This window comes from Serratia sp. ASV30 (assembly GCF_016428815.1).
Taxonomy (GTDB): domain Bacteria; phylum Pseudomonadota; class Gammaproteobacteria; order Enterobacterales; family Enterobacteriaceae; genus Chania; species Chania fonticola_C.
In genome coordinates this window covers 1-18,019 of sequence record NZ_JAELTL010000061.1, presented here as the reverse complement: position 1 = coordinate 18,019, position 18,019 = coordinate 1, and the positions used below count along the sequence as shown (strand labels likewise).

General features: G+C 56.3%; 17 protein-coding genes. 11 read left to right on the top strand and 6 right to left on the bottom strand.

Annotated elements, in window-relative coordinates; genetic code table 11:
• Positions 1–12: 12 nt before the first annotated feature.
• Positions 13–1,128: a branched-chain amino acid ABC transporter substrate-binding protein gene (locus JHD74_RS21330; RefSeq protein ID WP_065685453.1), complete on the bottom strand. Its 1,116-nt coding sequence runs from the start codon at positions 1,126–1,128 to the stop codon at positions 13–15.
• 463 nt (positions 1,129–1,591) lie between these two features.
• On the opposite strand from JHD74_RS21330, the gene panM reads away from it, so the two are divergent.
• The 3 genes from panM to JHD74_RS21315 are packed head-to-tail and all read left to right on the top strand — an operon-like array spanning position 1,592 to position 5,260.
• Positions 1,592–1,984 (top strand): aspartate 1-decarboxylase autocleavage activator PanM, encoded by a 393-nt coding sequence (panM, locus tag JHD74_RS21325; RefSeq protein WP_024529575.1) that lies wholly within the window; start codon positions 1,592–1,594, stop codon positions 1,982–1,984.
• On the top strand, positions 1,981–3,198 hold the full coding sequence (locus JHD74_RS21320) for a DUF3142 domain-containing protein (protein WP_199063472.1): 1,218 nt from the start codon (positions 1,981–1,983) through the stop codon (positions 3,196–3,198). The genes panM and JHD74_RS21320 overlap by 4 nt, the downstream gene beginning before the upstream one ends.
• Entirely contained in the window at positions 3,185–5,260 is a 2,076-nt protein-coding gene (locus JHD74_RS21315) for a hypothetical protein (RefSeq protein WP_199063471.1), read from the top strand. Before JHD74_RS21320 ends, JHD74_RS21315 begins: the two co-directional genes overlap by 14 nt.
• A 290-nt stretch (positions 5,261–5,550) precedes the next feature.
• Here the strand turns inward: JHD74_RS21315 and rpoH are convergent, their stop codons facing one another.
• From rpoH to ftsY, 4 genes are all read right to left on the bottom strand, one after another.
• On the bottom strand, positions 5,551–6,408 hold the full coding sequence (rpoH, locus tag JHD74_RS21310; protein WP_074030142.1) for an RNA polymerase sigma factor RpoH: 858 nt from the start codon (positions 6,406–6,408) through the stop codon (positions 5,551–5,553).
• Between the two features lie 315 nt (positions 6,409–6,723).
• Entirely contained in the window at positions 6,724–7,677 is a 954-nt protein-coding gene (gene ftsX / locus JHD74_RS21305; protein ID WP_024484638.1) for a permease-like cell division protein FtsX, read from the bottom strand.
• A complete protein-coding gene (ftsE, locus tag JHD74_RS21300; RefSeq protein ID WP_024529572.1) occupies positions 7,667–8,338 on the bottom strand; it encodes a cell division ATP-binding protein FtsE in 672 nt (223 codons plus the stop codon). The genes ftsX and ftsE overlap by 11 nt, the downstream gene beginning before the upstream one ends.
• Positions 8,339–8,343: 5 nt before the next feature.
• A complete protein-coding gene (gene ftsY / locus JHD74_RS21295) occupies positions 8,344–9,849 on the bottom strand; it encodes a signal recognition particle-docking protein FtsY (protein ID WP_199063470.1) in 1,506 nt (501 codons plus the stop codon).
• A gap of 228 nt (positions 9,850–10,077) precedes the next feature.
• Between ftsY and rsmD the strand changes: the two genes are divergently transcribed.
• The 3 genes from rsmD (at position 10,078) to JHD74_RS21280 (ending at position 11,636) form a co-directional block, all read left to right on the top strand.
• Entirely contained in the window at positions 10,078–10,701 is a 624-nt protein-coding gene (rsmD, locus tag JHD74_RS21290; RefSeq protein ID WP_024529570.1) for a 16S rRNA (guanine(966)-N(2))-methyltransferase, read from the top strand.
• Positions 10,691–10,963, top strand: coding sequence for a DUF1145 family protein (locus tag JHD74_RS21285; RefSeq protein ID WP_021181508.1), 273 nt, complete (start codon positions 10,691–10,693; stop codon positions 10,961–10,963). The genes rsmD and JHD74_RS21285 overlap by 11 nt, the downstream gene beginning before the upstream one ends.
• Positions 10,964–11,030: 67 nt before the next feature.
• Positions 11,031–11,636, top strand: a complete 606-nt coding sequence (locus JHD74_RS21280; protein ID WP_029711276.1) for a hypothetical protein — start codon at positions 11,031–11,033, stop codon at positions 11,634–11,636.
• A gap of 5 nt (positions 11,637–11,641) precedes the next feature.
• Here the strand turns inward: JHD74_RS21280 and JHD74_RS21275 are convergent, their stop codons facing one another.
• Entirely contained in the window at positions 11,642–12,001 is a 360-nt protein-coding gene (locus JHD74_RS21275) for a DUF2500 domain-containing protein (protein WP_021181509.1), read from the bottom strand.
• A gap of 164 nt (positions 12,002–12,165) precedes the next feature.
• Between JHD74_RS21275 and JHD74_RS21270 the strand changes: the two genes are divergently transcribed.
• From JHD74_RS21270 to JHD74_RS21250, 5 genes are all read left to right on the top strand, one after another.
• Complete coding sequence (locus JHD74_RS21270; RefSeq protein WP_021181510.1) at positions 12,166–12,792, top strand: lysoplasmalogenase; 627 nt, start codon at positions 12,166–12,168, stop codon at positions 12,790–12,792.
• Between the two features lie 141 nt (positions 12,793–12,933).
• Positions 12,934–15,270, top strand: a complete 2,337-nt coding sequence (locus JHD74_RS21265; protein ID WP_199063469.1) for a zinc/cadmium/mercury/lead-transporting ATPase — start codon at positions 12,934–12,936, stop codon at positions 15,268–15,270.
• 320 nt (positions 15,271–15,590) lie between these two features.
• Positions 15,591–16,508, top strand: coding sequence for a hypothetical protein (locus tag JHD74_RS21260; RefSeq protein ID WP_233169625.1), 918 nt, complete (start codon positions 15,591–15,593; stop codon positions 16,506–16,508).
• Entirely contained in the window at positions 16,508–17,644 is a 1,137-nt protein-coding gene (locus JHD74_RS21255) for a BamA/TamA family outer membrane protein (protein WP_199063467.1), read from the top strand. Before JHD74_RS21260 ends, JHD74_RS21255 begins: the two co-directional genes overlap by 1 nt.
• Positions 17,644–18,019, top strand: a 376-nt coding sequence (locus JHD74_RS21250; RefSeq protein WP_199063466.1) for a DUF4056 domain-containing protein, incomplete at its 3' end; no start/stop codon positions are given. The genes JHD74_RS21255 and JHD74_RS21250, both read left to right, overlap by 1 nt.

The following is an 18,019-nucleotide window of genomic DNA, read 5'->3' as shown; positions in this document are numbered from 1 at the left end:
CCTTAAACGGGCTTATTTAATCGGCGTTGATGAGCCGTCGGCATGCCATTCAAACACCCCGAACTCGAAGCCTTTCAGATCGCCTTTGTCATCCCAGCTCAGTGGCCCCATCACGGTTGCCACCGGTTGGCCGGTTTTCAGATCTTTGACGATATCTGCCGGCTCCTGGCTACCGCTACGCTCCATCCCGGTGACCAGCGATTGCAGTGCTGCATAGGTGGTCCAGACAAATGGCCCTGTCGGATCCAGCTTCTTGGCTTTTAATGCATCAACTACCGGCTGGTTGGCTGGCACCTGATCGTAACGTTTTGGCAGCGTCACCAGCATGCCTTCAGACGCAGCACCGGCGATATTGGACAGCGAGGAGTTACCCACACCTTCCGGCCCCATGAAGCGAGTAGTCATGCCCGCCTGTTTGGCCTGACGCAGGATCTGCCCCATCTCCGGGTAGTAACCGCCGAAGTAGACGAAATCGACGTTTTCTTTCTTCAGGCGAGCCACCAGGGTAGAGAAATCTTTATCCCCAGCGGTGATACCTTCAAACAGCACTACGTCGGTACCCTGCTTTTTCAGGCTGTCACGCACTGAACGCGCCAGGCCTTCACCGTATTGCTGCTTGTCGTGGACCACGGCGATACGCTTGGGCTTAATCTCGTTGAGGATGTAGTTGGCAGCCGTTGGACCCTGATCGGAATCCAGGCCGGTGGTGCGCATGATCATCTTGTAACCACGGGTGGTCAGATCGGCGTTGGTCGCCGCCGGAGTGATCATGATCACGCCTTCGTCTTCATAGATGTCGGAAGCCGGCTGGGTCGAAGACGAGCACAGGTGGCCGATCACGTAACGAATGCCGTCATTGATGACCTTGTTGGCTACCGCTACCGCCTGTTTCGGGTCACAGGCATCGTCATACTCTACCGCCACCAGCTTATCGCCCTTGATCCCGCCTTTGGCGTTGATATCGGCAATCGCCTGACGCGCACCGGTGAACTCCATATCACCATACTGCGCCACCGGGCCGGACATGGCGCCCACTACGGCAATCTTGATGTCTTTTGCCACAGCGACATGGCCGATAGCCATCGCGATACAACCGGCCAGCAGCGCTTTACCCTTAGTTAATTTCATCCGCATAATCCCCATCTGTCGTTGTGAGTGTTTCTGTTGTATTTGTCACACCTAATCATTGTTTCTACCCGGCAGATTGCAAGTAACGTCCAACTGACCGTGGCTTGCAAAACGCCGGTAAATCGCTTTTATCTATAAGTAATAATGATTTAGGTAGATTCGCGACAATATTTTCTAATAAGACTTTATTTTTCATGCCATTAAACAGGAGTTTTCTTCTGCAAAGCAACTCCCAATGCCAGAAACAAGCGGTGTAAACAGGATAAAATCCGGATTAATTCTGCGCTGTTTAGCGCAAGGAACAGCGTGATATGCTGGTTAACACCTCATTAACCAATCGTTTACTCGGAAAATGCTCGCAGCAAAAAACATTTCGCGCAGACCTCGTATAGAAAAACTTACACAACGCTCTGTGCAAGATCCATTACACTGTCGACATCCTTTATCGGTGCGGAAATCCGGCATGAAACTGACCATTGAACGCTTGACCAGCTTGTCCCCACAAGACCTTATCGACCTTGGTAAAATCTGGCCACATCAACAACCTGCGCAGTGGCTAAGCTGGTTGGAGGAGGGTAAAGCACTGTTTGCCGCCCGATTTAACGAGCGGCTGCTGGGAGCGGTAAAAATCGAGATAGAGGGCCAGAGCGCCCAATTGCACGATCTGCTGGTGCGCGAAGTGACACGCCGCCGTGGCGTGGGGCTGTATCTGATGGAAGATGCCCAACGCCAATTACCACAGGTACAACATTGGCAACTGGATACTGCCGGATTGGCAGCACGTGAACGTGGTGAGGTAGGCAACTTTATGCGCGCCTGCGGCTTCCAGGCTCGGGGCGATTGCTGGCAAAAATGAAACGTTGGATAGCTCTGATCGTCATTATGCTGCTCGCAATAATGGCCTGGTTTGCAGGGCGCTACCAGGCGATGAATCTTCATCAGCCTTGGGATCAGCAGGCCTACATTTGGCAAAGGGTGTGGACGCCACAGCACGCAGAGGCGCTGGCTACCAGCCGTGACCTGTTTACTACCTTGCGCGTGTTGGGTTTGCAGGTGCACCCCCGTGAGGGTTTCCGGGACATTACGGTCAATACCGCCCTGCTGAAACAGGATGGCCGCCCGCTATGGCTGGTAGTGCGGGTAGACGGGCAATTGATGCAGTTGGATGAGACCGCCATCTATACACGTCTGCAACAACAGCTGCAACGCTGGCAGGCGGCCGGTTTACCGATGATTGGCGTGGAGATCGACCATGACGCCGCCACCGCACGGCTGCCCAAATATCAACAATTTCTGCGCCAACTGCGCCAACGGCTTCCCTCTTCATTACAGCTAGGCATCACCGTCCTGCCCGCCTGGATCGGATCCCCGGCGCTGCCCGGCGTACTGCAACAGGTAGACAGCTCGGTGCTTCAGGTGCATGCAGTGCTCTCCCCCACACAAGGTTTATTCGACGGCCAGTTGGCGCTGGAGTGGACACGCCAGTACGCGCGCCTTAGCCCTAAACCCTTCCGTATCGCCCTGCCAGCCTACGGCATGGCTCTGCTAGGGTTCGATGCCCAGGGGGCTCTGGTTGAAAGCGAAGTCTCGCAGCGCATGGCAGGCAGGATCCAGGAACTGACCGTGGCACCGCAGCAGGTTGCCGATTTTTTGCAGCAGCTCGCACAACGCCCACTGCCACGTCTGCGCGGCATTATCTGGTTCCGCCTGCCACTGGAAAACGATCGCCGCGCCTGGTCGATGGCGACGCTACGGGCAGTGATCCAGCATCAGCCATTGCTCACTAACTGGCAGGTTAAGTTTTTGCCGCAGCCACAGCAAAATGGGCTGTATGATTTGATTATTGAGAATCAGGGACCGGTGGATGCACCGTTACCGCGTGAGATCCACATTCAGGCAGAAGGTTGCCTAGCCGCCGACGCGGTAGGTCATTACCAGTTGGCAACACCATCGGAACCCCAACGCTTTATCCGCATTAGCGGCGATCAGCTACGAGCAGGGCAATCACGCCCCTTGGGCTGGCTACGCTGCCAACAGATCATGCCAGGAGGCACCCATGTCATACCTTGATTTGCACACAGCAGGGCATCGTCGCCGTGCGTTTCCGTTAGCATCACTGATCGCCGCAGCATTGATGGTGCCGCTGAGCGGCCAGGCCTGTGGGCCAGACTTCCCCAATCGCCTGCTGGTCAACCGCAACGGCACCCTGCTGTATATGCCTGAGGGCAACTTCGCTTTCGAAGCCACCCGTCTGGTGCCGGTAGACCCGCAGCTGCCACGCTGGCAGGCCGAAGCACCGGCGACGCCGCCAAAACCGATGCCCCTCTCGCCAGAACAGCAAGCCATTGCCCAAATGCGGGCAACCAAGACCGTAGAAGAAGCCGACGCGGTAAATGCGCAAGGGCTATCTAATGCCGCGCGCTTATACACGCTGGGGGCGGTAGCCTTTGCCGCAGAAGATCCTCGGGCGTCGCAATATTTCCAACAGGTGTTGGCATTGCCAGCCGCCGAGCAGGGAGCATGGGGGTTACGGGCGCAATACTCGCTTGGCCGCCTGCTGATGGACGATCATGGCACGCCGGAAAACGAATCCGGTAGCGAGCCGGTGGTGAAACATCCGGAGAAAGCTCAGCTTGAGCAGGCCCTGGCCGCCTTCCAGCAGGTGATCGACCAGGTGAAAAGTGGTACTGCCGATCCCGATCAACTGGCGCTGAGTAGCCTGGGCCAGCAAGCGCGTATTCATTTGTGGCTCGGGGAAATCGCTCCGGCAGCACAACTGTATGCCCAGCAGGCCGCTCAAGGCGATCCCGATGGCGGACTTTCGTTGCAGTATATCTCCAGCTATTTGATCAACCCGCAGCATGTAGAGGCGTTAAAACAGGCCATTCACGATCCGCTGGTGCAGCAGTTGGTCACCATTGAGCTGTTCGCCCGCAGCAGTAATCTGGAGATGTCCGGCATCATTAACGGTGAGACCGGTGCCAAACAGCTTGTCGATCAGACCCTGACGTTGCTCAATGACTCGGTTAAAAGTGGTTTCAGTGGTAGCGACCGGCTGGCGGCGCTGGCCTATCGTTCCGGGCAATATGCCATGGCGGCCAACCTGCTGAAAAATGCGGGTGATGGCGGTTTAGCCTGGTGGTTACGTGCCAAAATGGCCCTGCGTGATGGTGATGTGAAAGCCGCCACTGCCGCCTATGCCAAAGCCGCAGCCGCATTCCCGACGGATGAAAGCTGGGGAGAACAGCGTAACGAAGACTTCGCAGCCGAAATGATCGTGCCGGATTGCCGAGTTGCCGGTGAGCAGGCCATTCTGGCGCTGAACAGGGGTGATTATCTGCAAGCGATGGATCTGATGTATCGCGGCAAAGAAAACTACTGGGCAGACGTGGCGGATATCGCCGAGCGGGTGCTGACGGTCGATGAGCTGAAAGGCTTTGTGGATAAGCATGCACCAGCGCCCACCACGCCGCTCAAGCCGGTCAAACCTGACGAATACAATGGCGAGCGGATCACCCAAGAGGTTCAACTGCGTGAATTGCTGGCACGGCGCATGATGCGCGCTGGCCGCTATGAGGAAGCGGTGAACTACTTTGCCATTCCGAACTACCGCCAGGCGGCGCAGGACTTTGCCAACCTGATGAAAGCGGCGAAGGATAAATCGGCGGATAAGAACGCACGCGCCAAAAGCTACTATCAGGCGGCGGCGCTGTTGCGCTCGCAGGGGTTGGATTTCACCGGTTACGAAATGACGCCGGATTACAATATTTATGGCGCAGGGTATTCCTATCTGGGGGATGCTTTCAACACCAAGGATATCAAAGACAAGAGTTGGATCAGCGCGGCGGAAGCGGCACGGGCCAAGAAATCGTTGCCAGACGCGGATAACCGTTTCCTGCATTACCGCTGGCAGGCGGTGGATCTGGCACAAAAGGCCGCCGATCTGCTGCCACCGAAAAGCCAGGCTTATGCAGCCGTGCTGTGTAATGCCGCTGGTTGGGTGATAGCCCGCGACGCCAAGACTGGCCGGGCGCTGTATCAGCGTTATATCAAGAACGGCACCCAGTTTGAGTGGGGGACCAAGTTTGGCTACAACTGCCCGGCACCGGAGTTTGATACCGCAGCCAACTAGTGAACGGCCCCCTCACCCTAACCCTCTCCCGAAGGGAGAGGGAACCGTCCGCGTCCTAAGTTATCCCCTGCATCCAACTGCGGCTTCGGGCTAGATCCCTCTCCCCCAAACAAGTATTTATAACGCCCTCGGGCATACAGTGGGAGAGGGCTGGGATGAAGGCTAATAATGCTAAGCGGGTGCAGCATGCAGCGCACCGAACTATGTAGCGAGCAGGTAAGTAAGTCGTGTGATAAAAACAGAAAAGCCCGGCAAGCCGGGCTTTTCGAGCGTTAAGCGCTATATCAGTATCAGGCTTCGATCGCCATCTTCAGTTTCTTCATGGCGTTCTTTTCAAGCTGACGCACACGCTCAGCAGAGACGCCGTACTGATCGGCCAGCTCTTGCAGGGTGGACTTGTTGTCGTCGTCCAACCAGCGGGCGCGGATGATATGCTGGCTACGCTCGTCCAGACCTTCCAGCGCATAGGTCAGTTTGTCTGCGGCGTTGCTTTCCCAGTTATCTTCTTCGATCCCTTCGGCAAAGTCCGAGCTTTTATCTTGCAGATAGAGCATTGGGGCCATGGCATGACCGTCACGCCCTTCGTCTTCCGGCGTTGGGTCAAAGGTCATGTCCTGTGCCGCCATGCGCGACTCCATCTCACGCACGTCTTTGCTGGTGACACCCAGCTCGCGCGCGACCAGCTCCACTTCATCCTGGTTGAACCAGCCCAGACGCTGCTTGGTTTTACGCAGGTTGAAGAACAGCTTGCGCTGTGCCTTGGTGGTCGCCACTTTGACGATACGCCAGTTGCGCAGCACGTACTCGTGAATTTCTGCCTTGATCCAATGCACCGCAAAGGACACCAGACGTACGCCAACCTCTGGGTTGAAGCGACGCACGGCCTTCATCAGGCCGATATTACCTTCCTGGATAAGATCTGCCACCGGCAAACCGTACCCTGAATAGTTACGGGCAATATGAGCGACAAAGCGCAGGTGAGACAGGATGAGCTGCTTAGCTGCTTCCAGATCGCCCTGATAATGCAGCCGTTCAGCCAGTTCCCGCTCTTCCTCTGCCGTCAGCATCGGATAGGTGTTGGCTGCCCGCAGGTAGGCTTCCAAGCTGCCCTGTGGGACTAAGGCTAAAGTGCGCATTTCTTTGGTCATTCAAAACCCTCTCTTGATAAAACTGGTCATGCAGGTGATTTCACGGCGGGGGAGTTAGTGATCTTACGGCAGTTGCTGTTGCAAAAGCGGTTCCACACGCCGGGCACCTAAACATTTGCTGCAGATTTGGACCGTGCTCAACCCCAAAAGTTCACCGTTTTTCACACACAGTGCACACGACAATACGTCATGCAAGCTCAGGTTGATTGGGAATTTGTGCGTTTGAGAAGAGATCGGAGATATTGAGGTCTGGCAGCTCTTCTCCCGCAGCACGGCAACCGGGCCGCAGCAGGAGAAGAGTATACCAAAAATTCACTATTGTGGTGTAAATCGGCGTAAATGTTGCACGGTGGCCAACCAGGCGGCAATCCAGCCAATCATCGCCGAGATCAGCAGCAGCAACAGCGCCTCATCCCAACCCAGGCCATGCAGGGTAAAGGTGGTGCCAAATACCTTCGCCACGTTGGTCACTACCGACTCCAGCTTCCACACCAGTGCGCCAGACAGAACCAGCGACAACAGCGCGCCGAAGAAGCCGAGCATTGCACCACCATTAAGGAACGGCCGCAGGATAAAGCCGTCGGTAGCACCGATCAGCTTCATCACGTTGATGGTATCGCGACGGCTGAAGATGCTCAGACGCACGCTGTTACCAATTACCAGGAACACCGCCACCACCATCAGTATGCCGATCATCAAGGCCACCTGGCCCACCAACCCGGTCAGCGCCGCCAGGCGGGCAAACCAGCTGTCGTCCATCCTGACTTCATCCACGCCCTGCACCGCCGCCACGCGATCGCGCAGGGTGGTAAGCGTATCGGAACTCTGGAAACTCATCTGCGGCGTGACGATCGCCACGGCTGGCAGCGGGTTTTCTTCCAGCATATCCAGTGCGCCACCAAAACCAGACCAGTTGCGGAACTCGCCCCGCGCCTCTTCACGCGACAGGTAGTTCACCTTCTCCACCCCGGCCTCGGCCTTGATGGCATCCAGCACTTTGACCGCTGCGTCATCGTCGAGGGATTTATCCAGATACACCGTCAGCTGTGGCGTTGGGTACCACTGTGTTGCCGCGGTACTGACGTTCTTCCAGACGATGTAGCAAACGCTCGGCAGCGTCAGGGAGATAGCGATGACCATCACGGTCAGCAGCGTTGCCAGCGGTTGGCGCAGCATATCGGCAATGGCGTTCATCCAGGCATAGCGCCACTGTTCACGCCAGCCACCGCGCAGTGCCTTGCTCTTGGCGGTTTTTGCATTATTCGCCATGGTGTGCGCCCCCTAACATACGGCCCTGACTCAGCGTCAGGATGCGGTAATTGCGACGGGCGATCAGCCCGGTGTCGTGGGTTGCCATCAGCACCGTCACCCCAACCCGGTTAAATTCTTCAAACAGGCGCAGGATCCCTTCCGACAGGGCGTCGTCCAGGTTACCGGTCGGTTCGTCCGCCAACAGTACCGCTGGCTTGTTCACCACCGCGCGGGCAATGCCAACGCGTTGCTGCTCACCACCGGAAAGCTGAATGGGGAAGTTCTTCGCTTTATCCAGCAGCCCGACCTTGTCCAGCGCAGCCGAAACGCGGCGACGGATATCTTCGGTACTGGCTCCGGCGATAACCAGCGGCATTGCCACGTTGTCATACACCGTACGATCCAGCAGCAGATGGTGATCCTGGAAAATCATGCCGATCTGGCGGCGCAGGAAAGGCACCTCGCGGTTTTTCAACCGGCTGATGTCATGGCCGCTAAACCAGATATGACCGGCGCTTGGCCGCTCAATCCCACAAATCAGTTTCAGCAGGGTACTTTTCCCTGCGCCGGAATGGCCGGTCAGAAACGCCATCTCCGCCGGACGTAGATGAAAATCTACCCCCTGCAGGGCTTGCCGTCCGCCCAGATAAGCTTTACTGACCTGTTCAAAGCGAATCATCCGTATCAATCCTCTCGGGCAAAAAGTGCCTCAATAAAATCATCAGCCTTAAACGGCCGCAAATCTTCGATGCCTTCACCAACGCCGATGTAACGGATCGGGATAGTAAACTGATCGGCGATGGAGAAGATCACCCCGCCTTTGGCGGTACCGTCCAGTTTAGTCAGCGTTATGCCGGTCAGGCCCACGGCTTCATTAAATAATTTCGCCTGGTTAACCGCATTTTGTCCGGTGCTTGCATCCAGAGTCAGCATAACCTCATGGGGGGCCTGCTCGTCCAGTTTTTTCATCACCCGCACGATCTTCTTCAGCTCTTCCATCAGGTGAGCCTTGTTCTGCAGGCGACCGGCAGTGTCGGCGATCAGCACATCGATATTGCGGGCTTTTGCCGCCTGCACCGCGTCGAAGATCACCGAAGCAGAGTCGGCACCGGTATGCTGAGCGATGACCGGAATGCGATTACGCTCACCCCAAACCTGTAACTGCTCAACCGCAGCGGCGCGGAAGGTGTCGCCTGCGGCCAGCATCACCGATTTACCTTCTGCCTGGAACTGACGCGCCAGCTTGCCGATGGTGGTGGTTTTACCCACGCCGTTGACGCCAACCATCAGGATCACGAATGGCGTTTTGCCACCGACATCCAGTGGCTGATCCACCTTGGCGAGAATTTCCGCCATCTCTTCTTTCAGTTTGCCATACAGCGATTCGGCGTCTTTCAGCTGCTTACGGCTGGCGTGCAGAGTCAGAGACTCAATGATTTTACGAGTGGTTTCTACGCCAACGTCGGCGATTAACAGTTGTTCTTCCAGCTCTTCGAACAGATCGTCGTCGATCTTCTTGCCGCGGAACAGGCCGATAAAACCGGAGCCCAGGTTCTGCTTGGTTTTCAGCAGGCTGCGTTTAAGGCGTGCGAAGAAGCCTTCTTTGCTTGGGCGTTCTTGCTCTTGCGTTACCGCCGGAGCCAGCAGTTCAGACTGTTCAGGTTCCGCTTCCCGTTCTGGCTCGATAGCCTCTTCAATCAGCTCTGGCTCAGGTTCGATAATTTCAGCAGGCTCTTCGATTACCGCTTCAATCACCTCTGGCTCAGGTTCGATAATCTCGGCAGGCGCTTCGATTACCGCTTCAACCACCTCTGGCTCAGGCTCGATAACTTCAGCAGGCGCTTCGATTACCGCTTCAATCACCTCTGGTTCTTCTGCTTGCAGCTCAGGCTGTTGCGCTACGGTAACTTCTTCGATCGCCACCGGCTCAGCGTGGTGCTCGTCCAGCGGCAGGATATTTTCGGTGATAGGCTCGCCGCTCAGGCTGCTATCCCACTCCCCTGGGGTATCTTTGGTGGCGGCTGGAGCAGATTCCTGGGCAGGAAGCTTATCGTCCAGTTTGGGGGCAGCCGGGGTTTCTGCGGCCTGCTGTTCCGCCTGTTCTGCGGCAGATTCAGGTTGTTGCTGCTCTTCTTCCTTCTGGCCGAAGCCCAGCCAGGAGAAAAACCCACGTTTTTTATCTTTTGCCATGTTCTGACCCTACTCCGTACCAATGGCTTGCAAATGCGAAAAATTAATTCGCCGAGTCTATCACTTTCCCTGGCACAGCAACACGCATCGGCAATGCTTTCATAGAGGTAGTTTTACTGCCCCCTCTGCCTGTACTGCGCCCCATCGCCTCCGGGCTGCAACTTATTAACGATTGGGTATAGAATAGCGGTAACTTTTCGTTAACCCCGCAACTGATTAAGACTCTTTATGGCAAAACAACCACCGCGCGGCGCGCTCAAAAAACCGCAGACGGCCTCCGCTGGCCAGATCCGCATCATTGGCGGCCAATGGCGCGGGCGCAAACTGCCGGTGCCCAACAGCGAAGGGCTGCGGCCAACCACCGACCGCGTACGCGAAACCTTGTTCAACTGGTTAGCCCCGGTGATCCGTGGGGCTCGCTGTCTGGACTGCTTCGCGGGTAGCGGTGCGTTGGGATTGGAAGCCTTGTCGCGCTATGCCGAAAGCGCCACGCTGCTGGAATACGAGCGGCCAGTAGCCCAACAGTTGGGGAAAAACCTGGCGCTGTTGCAAGGCAATGGCAACGTCGTTAATACCAATGCCTTAACCTGGTTGGCAGGCAACGGGCAACCTTTTGACGTGGTGTTTCTCGATCCCCCATTCCGCAAAGGGCTGCTGGCCGAAACTGTCGCGCTGTTGGAGAAACAGGGTTGGTTAGCGAACGAGGCCTGGATTTACGTTGAGGCCGAAGCCGAAAGCGCCGCCACCGATGTTCCTGCGACCTGGACGCTGCACCGCGAGAAGGTTGCCGGCCAGGTAGCCTACCGACTTTACCTCCGTACCCTTGAAGAGAAAACCGAACATGCTGATTAATCTGGGCCGTCTGCTGATGCTTTGCGTGTGGGGCTTTCTGCTCACCAACCTGTTCCACCCGTACCCCAAACCACTGACCTACTTCATCAACGTAGCCTTGTTCTTTATGGTGGTGATGCACGGGCTACAGCTGGTGCTACTGAAATCCACCCAGCCGAAAGATCAGCCCATCAGCCGCTGGCTGGAAACCAAGATCTTTATTTTTGGCGTGTTTGAGCTGTTGGACTGGCAGAAAAAGCAGCCGCCACTGAAGAAAAAATAACCTTTTAGCGGGCGCAGCCTACCGCGTCCCGTTGCTAGCCGGTAAATCCTTTAAACGTAAGGAACGGATGATGGCATTATTGGGATTCGTTAATGAACAGGAGTGTCGGCGCTGGCAAGGCGCGCCCGCTTATCTTCCCGCCTTCAGCTTTTATGAGAAACATCAGTCTCATCCCATTGATGCCTCGCCTGAAGCCATTATCCAGGCGGTGCTCGCTCTGGATATGGAGGAAGATCCCTTCATCCGACGTTTGCTGATGCTGCGTCAATTGCCCGGCAGGTTACGCCAACGCTTCTTCGGCACCAGGCAAACTCCCCCGGCAGCCTTTGGTTTCGACACCTTTACCCTGCTGCAGCAAAATAGCCATGAAGTTTCTTTTGGATTGGCTGGTCGATTCTGGCGGCCGGAATTGGGCGTGCACAAGCTGGAAAGTGCCGACGAGTTTCACCATTTTACCGATCCCGCGGCCGCCAAGCTGGTGCTGCGTTTTATGGTCATACAAGACAACGCTGGACATACCCGGCTGCGAACAGAAACCTTCGTCTGGTGCCCTACGCCACGGGTCAAAGCGCTATTTGCCTGCTACTGGGCGCTTATTCGGCCCGCTAGCGGTTGGATAAGACGCCGTACCCTGCTCTCAGTGCAACGCAAGCTGTCAGCAACCAGCAATTAACGCCCCTACGATTTCTGCGCCGTGAAGGAGATAAAACGGGTGCCCTGTAGGCTCAGCGTACCCTGAGCGCCTTTATCTATCTGATTATATTGCTGCTGCGGCAACGGTATTTTGATCTCGCTGCCGCCCGTCAACGGACGGAAGTACACTTCGTAACGCATATCTTCCACCACGATGTTTTCCCGCTGCCGCGAGCGACGATTCGGCGAGGGGAACTCCCGCTTGGCGCTGACTTCCACCTGCAATGTACGCACCGGCTGGCGGTCGTTATCCGCATCCTGGCGGCGTTTGTTGAGGTATTGGCGGGTCGCCAGCACCGCAATCAGCGCGATCACGGCAACAAAGAACAACGGTGGCTTACTCATTGACGGTTTTCCTCTTTTTATCCGGCGAATTTCATTCACGCCTAAAACCGCGTAAACATAGCATTCACAAGAAAGCATTGTCGAACCCACGCGCGCTGCTTACACTGGGAAAGTAACAACCTGGAGTTGGTTATCCTGGCTCCCATCATAAATAAGGAAGACATATGAGTTGGCCGTTCCTTGCCGTATTTTTTTCCGGTTGGTTGTTCGTTGATGCCTCCTATCGCGGCCCGCGCTGGCAGCGCTGGGTGTTTAAACCAGTCACCTTGTTACTGTTGCTGTTATTGGCCTGGCAGGCTCCGGTATTAGGCCCCGCGGGTTACCTGATCGTTCTGGGCCTATTGGCGACGCTGGCGGGTGATGCCTTGCTGCTGTTGCCGCGTGAGCGGGTGCTGTACGCTATCGGCGCTTTCTTCCTCTCGCACCTGCTGTATACCCTGAGCTTTGCCAGCCAGATGACCTTCAGCCTGTTCTGGCCCTTGCCGCTGGTGCTGCTGGTGATTGGTGCGCTGCTGCTGGCCATCATCTGGAGCCGCTTGGAAGAGATGCGGTGGCCAATCGCCACGTTGGTCGCCATGACGCTGCTGATGGTATGGCTGGCAGGGGAACAATATTTCCTGCGCAGTACCGACTTTGGCTTCTCATTGCTGGCGGGTACCTCGCTACTGCTGTTGGCGAATATCGTCTGGCTGCTGAACCGCTACCGCTTTACCTTCCGCGCGGCAGATGCCGTGGTCGCCTTCTGCTACTTCTCCGGGCATTTCCTCATCGTCCGCTCGCTATATCTGTAATGGCAGGCTACGGGTTCGGGCAACCGGATCCGTAGCGCCCCTGCAATTAACAATAATTCTCATATCGCGCTTGACTCTGGAGTCAGCTCCAAGGTGTAGAGTGCTTGTTGAGATGATATTGGATTGCCTGAAGGGGGCGCTATGCAGACTCATAAATCACACAATCACCCAGAACATCAGCATCACGAACATACCCACGATCATGGCTGCGGTTGTAGTCATGACCATGCCAAAACCCAACATGGCTGTAGCACTGAAAAAACTCCGGTGGGAGCAACTGCTGCACATGACCATCAAGCGGCCCATGAGCACGGCGCCAGCTGTTGCAGTAGCGATGGCCCCGACGACCCGGATGAGGAAAGCGACAGACTGGCTGCCGTTCCCCCTTCCGGCAGCCAGCGTTTCAGTTGGAAAGTCACCGGCATGGATTGCCCGAGCTGTGCCAAGAAAATCGAAAATGCCGTAACGTCGATCCCCGGCGTCGACAGCGCTCGCGTGCTGTTTGCCACGGAAAAACTGGTGGTGGATGCCCAATCCGACGTCAGCGTGCGGATCCAGGACGCGGTAAAACAGGCTGGCTTTACCCTGCTGGGGACTACCCCGGCGGCAATAGGTGATGAACCGAAAGCCTCCCGGTTTGGTGAGTACGGCCCCCTGCTGCTGCTCTCCGCGCTGATGGTGCTCAGTTGGGTTCTGGACTTCTTCAACCCACGTCTGGGTGAAATTGCCTTTATCGCCACCACCTTGGTCGGCCTGGTGCCGATTGCCAGCAAAGCCCTGCGCCTGATCCGTTCAGGCACACCGTTTGCCATAGAAACCCTGATGAGCGTTGCCGCCATCGGTGCGTTGTTTATCGGTGCCACCGCCGAAGCGGCCATGGTGCTGTTGCTGTTTATGGTGGGGGAACTGCTGGAATCCTACGCGGCCAATCGTGCACGCCGTGGCGTGAAAGCATTGATGGAATTGGTGCCGGAAGATGCTCTGCTTATTCAGGGCAGCGTACGTAAACGCGTACCGGTGGCCAGCCTGCGCCCTGGTGACGTGATAGAGATCGCGCCCGGTGGCCGCTTGCCTGCCGATGCCGAGTTGCTAAACCCATTCGCCAGCTTTGACGAAAGCGCTTTAACCGGTGAATCCGTGCCGGTAGAACGCCAACAGGGTCAGAAAGTGGCCGCTGGCAGCCTGTCCGTCGATCAGGCCGCGCAGATGAAAGTCACTTCCGAGCCGGGCAAAAATGCCATCGACCGTATCCTGCAACTGATTGAAGAGGCCGAAGAGCGCCGCGCACCAATTGAGCGCTTCCTCGATCGCTTCAGCCGTTACTACACTCCGGCGATCATGCTGCTGGCCGTGGCGGTGATCCTGGTGCCACCGCTGCTGTTTGCCGAACCTTGGGAGATGTGGATCTACCGGGGTCTGACCTTGCTGCTGATCGGTTGTCCGTGCGCCTTGGTCATCTCCACGCCAGCGGCCATCACTTCTGGCCTTGCGGCGGCCACACGCCGGGGCGCGCTGATAAAAGGCGGTGCGGCATTAGAACAGTTGGGCCAAGTGCAAACCATCGCGTTCGACAAAACCGGTACGCTGACCGAAGGCAAACCGACGGTGACCGACGTGCTGCCGGCAGACGGCCTCAGCGAGCAGCAACTGCTGGCCATCGCAGCGGCTGTCGAGGCGGGCTCACACCATCCCTTGGCGCAAGCTATCGTCAACCGTGCTGCGCAAAACGGGGATGTGTTACCACTGGCCGAGAACCGCCGTGCGCTGGCGGGTATTGGGGTTGAGGGGAAGGTTGACGGTAAAACTATCCTGATCAGCGCACCGGGCAAGTTGACGGAAAGCCAGTTGACCAGCGAATGGCGCAGCCAGGTAGAGAAGCTGGAAACGGCGGGTAAAACCGCAGTGGTGGTGTTAGAGGACGGGCAGCCTATCGGTTTGCTGGCGTTGCGTGACACCCTGCGTAGCGACGCTAAACAGGCGATTGCCGAGTTGGCGCAGTTAGGCGTTCGTGGCGTGATGCTCACCGGCGACAACCCGCGCGCTGCGGCCGCTATTGCCAATGAATTGGGGATCGATTACCGCGCCGGGTTAATGCCGGAAGACAAAGTGAACGCAGTAACCGAGCTGAGCAAGTTGCAACCTACCGCCATGATCGGCGATGGTATCAACGATGCCCCTGCGATGAAGGCAGCCAGCATTGGCATTGCGATGGGGAGCGGTACAGACGTGGCATTGGAAACGGCCGATGCCGCGCTGACGCACAACCGGTTGACTGGCGTTGCCGAGATGATCCGCATCTCCCGCGCTACGCACGCCAATATTCGCCAGAACATTACCATTGCGCTCGGGCTGAAAGCGATTTTCCTGGTCACCACCCTGCTGGGAATGACCGGCCTGTGGCTGGCCGTATTGGCAGACTCTGGGGCAACCGCGCTGGTGACCGCCAACGCCTTACGGCTGCTGAAAAAACGCCCGTAAGTCCATTCTATCGTCAGGGCGCAATCCACTGTGCCCTGACGCTCTTACCTGAGAAATAGCACGACCAAGACGCACTTAATGCCCCTACAAACCACAGGATTTTATTATACCCTCCAAGCACCTTTACACTACATACCTATAAATTCTATGAATTTATCAGGGTAATGGTCGAATGAATGAAACCACAACATTATAAAATCCTGAATCTGATCGTTATTACCTGCATTCCTTCCCTCGCTCTGGCGCAACAGCCTGATGCCACTTCTACCGCACAGCTCATTGATGAAGCAAAACGTCCACCATTCACCCAAGGTGCGGCGATGCCAACCGCCCAACACAACACACCAATGACCGCGCCACAGCCAGAACATCGTATGTTGCCGATTTGGGGGGATGAGGCTCGAGCCCGCGGCTATGAGCTGCCAGAGCCATTCGGTATTGGCGTCAACTACATGAACATGCGGCAGAATATCAATGTCGACAGTATCAATTTTTCCGGACTAGGCCTGGGATCGCTCGCCATTCCGTCGGATTTGTTCAACATCGGCGTTGGCAAAACCCGCGAACAAAGCAAAACGGAAACCATGCGTCTGGACACCTGGCTGCTCCCATTCCTCAACGTTTACGGCATTGTTGGCCATACCAAAGGCAGCTCGTTGTCTCAGGTCTCTGTGGACGCCGATCCCAGTAAATACAAAGGATTGGATCGTATCATCGCGTCTGCCGTGCACAGTCTGAACCAAAGCGGGCAACTGCGCGATCTCGACTTCAAGCTCGATTTTAAAGGCACGACTTACGGCGCAGGCGTCACGCTAGCCGGGGGTTATGAGAACTGGTTCACCACGCTCGATACCAACTATACCCGCACCAGCTTCAATATCCTTGACGGCCAAATTTCCGCGCTGACGGTGACACCCCGTGTCGGCTACCGCTTCCAGGTACCCGGTATCCAAGGGCAAAGCAATCTGAACCTGTGGGTCGGCAGCATGTACCAGGATGTGCAGCAGGAGTTCAGAGGCAGCCTGTCTGATTTGCAGATGCCCGCAGCGCTTCAGCCCCTGATCGCCATCGCCAACCAGAAAGGAGAAGGCCGTTTCGACGTGAAGCAGCATCTACAATCACCTTGGAATATGCTGCTTGGCGCACAATATGAGGTTACGCAGCATTTCAACCTGTTGACCGAATTTGGCTTTAGCCAACGCAACAGCTTTATGGTCTCGGGTGAATATCGCTTCTGATGGCGATGCCGGTCCGCAGTCTGGCGCTGACCCTGCTCGTTCTGATGCCCTGTGCCCATGCGGCTTTGCTGTCGCGTCAACAAGTTGATGAAATGCTAGCCCCTCTGGGTTCAGATAATCATTTCGACAGCAGTAAAACCATCGATTGGGGTGTGTTGCCCGGCCCGTTTTATACCCCAGAACTCGGTCTTGGCATCGGCACCGCTGTCGTGGGCATGTACCGTCCAGACAGCCTCGATAGCGTCAGCCAAAATTCAACGCTGGCGTTGAAGGGCTTTTTCAGCAGTACCGGTGCCTTCGGCGTTGGCTTTGAAAACTACAGCTTTTTCGCTAACGACCAATGGCGCTTCTTTGCCAGCGGCTCCTTGAATAATATGCCCACCTATTTCTGGGGCACCGGTTATCAAGCCGGGCGTCACGACGGCAACAAGGAAAAATACACCCAGCAATCGTTCCAGATAGCGCCACAGCTGCTGTATCGTATTGCCAATGCCACCTACGCGGGAGTTGGCTGGGATTTTTCTTCGACGCACGCCAGCGATCCCGATAGGGGAGATAGCAGCCTGTTCAAAGCTCAAGCAGCTGGCACCTCATCGATCAGTTCAGGGATCAGTGGCTCGTTAAACTACGATACGCGCGATTTCGTTTCTAATGCCAGCCGTGGCCAGTTTCTCAGCCTGAGCGACACCTATTTCGCGCCAGAATTGGGCGGCGATAGCCGCTTCAATACCCTTGAAGGCCAATACAACGCCTATTACAGTCTGAGTGAGAAGAGCGTATTGGCACTCGATGTCTACAGCCGTCTGACCACTGGCGATGTCCCTTGGGACAGGCTGTCCGAACTGGGGGACGACAAACGGATGCGGGGCTATTACCAAGGACGTTATCACGACAGGAATACGTTCAGCGGCCAGGTTGAATATCGCCGCAAATTGAACTGGCGGCACGGTTACGTTCTTTGGGCAGGAGCCGGAACCCTAAGTCACAAAACCGGCGATCTGGGCCAAGGGCCTTGGTTGCCGACGGTGGGGGTTGGCTACCGTTTTGAATTCAAACCGCGGATGAACGTACGGCTCGATTTTGGGGTCGGGCGTGAAAGCAGCGGGTTTTATTTTCAGGTAGGAGAAGCTTTTTAATGCGTTTTGTTGCGCTGATATTTTTGCTGCTTAGCCCGTTACTGCCCGCCAAGGCCCTGGAAACGCTGATCACCTCGCAACCTACCCGTGAGAGCCCTCTTGCCTGGCCGGTGACTGAGCCACTCTCGCCACCGAATGGCTTGCGCCCTTGCTGTGCCTTTGGCTATAACCTCAAAGTACAGGCGTTAGGCATCCCGGTGCCGTTTTATCAATTGGGTAACGTCGTAGACGCCGATCGGCTTGGCGCACATCACTATAATGATAGCGCTTTCAATGCCGTCGGCAACTTGATGGGGTTGGGCAGTGAGCAATTGGGATTGGTCTACACCTATCGTGGGGGATTTATCGACATCGCTCACGTTCGTGATACCGCCG